The sequence below is a fragment of the Streptomyces sp. NPDC020362 genome (assembly GCF_040642095.1).
GTDB lineage: Bacteria > Actinomycetota > Actinomycetes > Streptomycetales > Streptomycetaceae > Streptomyces.
Window position 1 is genome coordinate 1 of record NZ_JBFAET010000391.1, and the last position, 3692, is coordinate 3692.

Sequence of the window (3692 nt, forward strand, 5' to 3'; positions counted from 1 at the left end):
CGAGACCAACCCGTAAGACAGATGCACTCATCCCAACACTGGAGGTTCCATGCCCAAGGGCTACTGGGTCAGCGTCTACCGCACCATTTCAGACCCTGAGAAGCTGGCTGCTTACAACAAGCTGGCCGCTCCGGCCGTCAAGGCCGGGGGCGGTCGGACCTTCGTCCGTGGCGGTCGGGTCGTGGCGCATGACGCCGGAATCGCCGAGCGCACCGTCCTGATCGAGTTCGACAGCTTCGAGCAGGCCGTCGCGGCGCACGAGAGTGCGGCCTACCAGGAGGCGCTGGTCGCCCTCTCCGACGGCGTCGAGCGCGACTTCCGCATCGTCGAAGGCATCGACTGACCGAGGTCCAGTCGGATCTTCACTGAAGTCAGGGTGGTGAGACGCCCTGCTCCAGGATTCGCAGTGAAGGTGGCAGTTTCCGGACCAGTCCCGGCCCGAGCTGAGTCTGAGCAACGCCAAAACGGCGTGCTGCCTCTGCAGGCAGTTGGGGGTGGTCGCGCCAGTGCGGGGAGGTGAACAGGCCGTGAGCACGATGACTTCGGGGTAGGTGGCCACTTCGATTCGGGGCTCGGAGGGACGGCGGGGATCACCGAACGGGTCCTCGCCCAGCACTTCGAGTCGGCGGTTCCACCTCTGCCGAAGAGGCTCTTGGCTCTGCTCACCGGTGAACCACCTGGTCAGGCAGTCGCGGGCGTCGATGAAGGCCAGCTCGGTGAAGGGATGGGCGCCCCGGCGGACGATCCGGTGGTGCTGGAGGTTGGCCCGCAGAACCTCGGGCAGCAGCGTCAGATCGTGTTGCTCTGCTCCGAGGAGCCAGCGGCTGTGCCGGTGGCAGACACCTTCGTGGTGCGGGGTGCTGCGGACGACGAACCCGTGGACGTGCCGCCGGGCCATGCAGAGGCGGCAGGCAGGGCGGCGCCGCGGTTCGATGACCTCCTCTGTGGCGGACCGATGGTGTCGAAGCGGGTCGCTGATCGAGCCGAGCGGCGGCATTGCGTGGACCAGGGATGACGGGTTCCGGCCGGTCAAAGTCGCGAGCCGTCGCAGTGCGTCTGGGGTCCAGTAGCCGACTCGGTTGTCGACGCGGCGGTGTTGGCGGGACGGGCCGAGCAGGTGCGAGAGGTAGCCAATGGTGAGGTGGTTGGCGTCGGCGAGGCGGTTCAGGTAGGAGCCGATGGTCTCGTGGTGGACGGGCGGCGGCGTCAGTGGCAGGGGCCGCGGCCGGTCGGTCACGCGACGTGTTTCGTGCCGCGTCTGCGGCGCCGGCGCGCGCGGGGAATGTTCTGCTGTTCGGCGCTCTCGTCCAGGTCGACCCGTTCCAGCGAGGCTTTGGTGATCTTCTCGCTGCCGTCGAAGAGGGCGTCCAGGGCGGCCTCGCGGACAAGGTGGGACAGGCTGCCGATCATTCCGCCGGTGCGGTCGTGCAGGTAGGAACTCAGGTCCAGCAAGGTCCCCGGGCGGTGGGCTCGCAGCCGCAGGGACTCCTCCAAAGTCGCCACGAGGGAACACCAGGAGCCGCGCTGTTCCTCGGTCTTGTGGCGGAACGGGCTGGTGGGAATGAGGGTGTAGCGGCTGGCGATCTGCCCGCCGCGGCGTCCGGCGAACAGTCCGGTGCCCTCGACGTCGACGCCGGCCAGGACGAACGTCGCGGGGATGCGCTCGGACAGGTACTTGATCTGGTCGGATGCCTCGGCGCCCACCCGCGTACCGATGTCGAGATTGTGCAGTTCGTCGATGAGCACGAGACGGCAGCCGAGTGTGCAGAGCAGATCGCAGACCTTGTTGGTCACTTCGACCTGGCTGAACCGCGAGGGCAGCGGCAGGCCGATGAACCGTGCGAACTCGATGGCCAGCATCTTCGGCGTGGCCCCGGGCGGGACGGTGACGTAGACGACCGGCATCGAGTCCGGCAAGATCTCGCCACGACGCCGACCCAACTGTTCGTAATTCTTGCCCAGTTGGGTGATGGCAGTGGTCTTCCCGGTCCCGGCGGGGCCCGAGACGATCAATCCACGGCGGGCGGAGTGCTGGTGCCGGTTCAGCAGGATGCGCTTGCGGCCGGTCGCGGTGACATGGCGGATCGTCGGCGTGGAGACGATGACGAGTTGCGCGTGATAATCCTCCAGAGCCTGGTCGTAGGCAGTTCGCTCCGCCTCGGTGAGCCGCTGCAGGGCCGCGGGCGCCAGGATGTCCGGCGGAGTGGTGGCCTCCGTGGTGAAGGCGGTCCAGCCCTCCTTGGTCGTCAGCGGATGGTCGACTTCTTCCGGATCGAGGAAGTGCGTCATCAGCGACTCCCGTCGGTGAAGGCATCGAACACACCGAACGGAATGACCTGGGCGATCTCCCCATCGCCGTCAGGTTCCTGATCCGTCTCGGGCTCGGGTTCGCGGCGCGCCGGCGGCAGTGCGGGGACGGCCGTTGCCGCCTTGGTGCGGGCGGCGATCCGCCGGTCGGGCCCGCTCTCGGCGCGCGTCAGCAGGTCGTCGATGACGACGGCGATGGCGTCCTCGTCGGTGTCGTCGGCGCCCTTGGCGGCCAGCACGGCTCGGGCACGGCGCCAGGTGAAATCGGCGAACGGCGCTGAGACCGCGCCCAGCCGGGTCCAGGGAACGGTGATCCAGCCTCCGGCCCGGGTGTCGCGTACCCAGACATGTGACAGGTCGTAGGGGTCGTAATGGACCTCCCAGAGGTTGCCCTTGGTGTCCACTCCGGACGGCTGGCGCCGGCAGGAGCCCAACTCCCGGCAGTCGTAGGTGCGGTAGTCGAGCGTGATGCCGTAGTTGTTGATCTTCCGCCACTCGACGGGCAGCAACTCGATGTAGTCGTCACCGCCGAGACAGACCGGCAGATAGCCGGTGCGGGAGACCAGCATGGCGTAGACCTCGTTCGGCGAGAGGGCCTTGCCCGGCAGGAACGGACTGCGCAGAGCGTCATGCGGGCGGGTCTGCCACCGGGCGATAACCCACTCGTGGAAGAGATCGGCGAGTTCCGAGATCGTCCAGACCGCCTGGACGTCGCGGCCACGGCGGGGTGGTGTCGGAGCCGACGTATCCGGCGACGTGCTGGCAGAACATCGAGTTGATGGATTCGAACGTCCGCTCCACGACTCCCTCGTCCGTCGGCGTGGCCGGCCGTGCGGGCTGGAAGGACATGCCCAGCGAACGGCAGGCCGCGACAAACGTGTCCGAAACAAAGACCTTGCCCCGGTCCACGATGATCGTGTCCGGGACGATCACCGGCCGTGCCGCGGCGTGTTCCAGGCGGGCGTCGGCGCTCATCAACCGGGCGTGAGGGATCAGCGAGGCCGACATCCGTAGAGCGTCCGACCAGCCGGGCCGCATCGGTTCGGGCACCAGCATCTGTGCCAGCAGCAGTGCGGCGTCCACGGCCTTGGTTCCGGCTGGCCGCAGGATCGCCGCGCAGATGGTGCGGGAGGCGACATCGACCGCGATCGTCAGCTCGACCCGGCCGGTCACGCCGTCGTCCAGGATGGCCAGCACGTCCAGCGGGGTGGTGTCGATCTGCACTACTTCGCCGGGCCGGGCGGCCAGCGTCGGGGTGAACGGAGCCTCCGGCCGCCCGGCCAGAGAGCGTCGGGTCGTTGCCGCCCCGAAGCTGTGACGCCCCTCGGAAAGCGACTTGAGCAGCCGGAAGTACGTTGCCCGTGACGGCAGGGGGGACCGTGCCC

General features: G+C 68.2%; 4 protein-coding genes and 1 pseudogene. 1 reads left to right on the forward strand and 4 read right to left on the reverse strand.

Translation table 11 applies throughout. The features are described 5' to 3' along the window. Positions 1-49 precede the first annotated feature (49 nt). The gene (locus tag AB0H32_RS47355; protein WP_060897481.1) at positions 50-343 is read left to right on the forward strand and encodes a DUF1330 domain-containing protein; all 294 of its coding nucleotides are present in this window, start codon (positions 50-52) and stop codon (positions 341-343) included. 531 nt (positions 344-874) lie between these two features. Here AB0H32_RS47355 and AB0H32_RS47360 read toward each other — a convergent pair. From AB0H32_RS47360 to AB0H32_RS47375, 4 genes and pseudogenes are all read right to left on the reverse strand, one after another. Beyond that, positions 875-1237 (reverse strand): annotated as a pseudogene (locus tag AB0H32_RS47360) (TniQ family protein); the annotation flags it as partial. Further along, the gene (locus tag AB0H32_RS47365) at positions 1234-2289 is read right to left on the reverse strand and encodes an AAA family ATPase (protein WP_361135646.1); all 1056 of its coding nucleotides are present in this window, start codon (positions 2287-2289) and stop codon (positions 1234-1236) included. The pseudogene AB0H32_RS47360 and the gene AB0H32_RS47365, both read right to left, overlap by 4 nt. After that, entirely contained in the window at positions 2289-2876 is a 588-nt protein-coding gene (locus AB0H32_RS47370) for a Mu transposase C-terminal domain-containing protein (RefSeq protein WP_361135648.1), read from the reverse strand. Before AB0H32_RS47370 ends, AB0H32_RS47365 begins: the two co-directional genes overlap by 1 nt. 58 nt (positions 2877-2934) lie before the next feature. Beyond that, positions 2935-3692: transposase family protein (locus AB0H32_RS47375; protein ID WP_361135651.1), on the reverse strand; the 758-nt coding region annotated here is incomplete at its 5' end.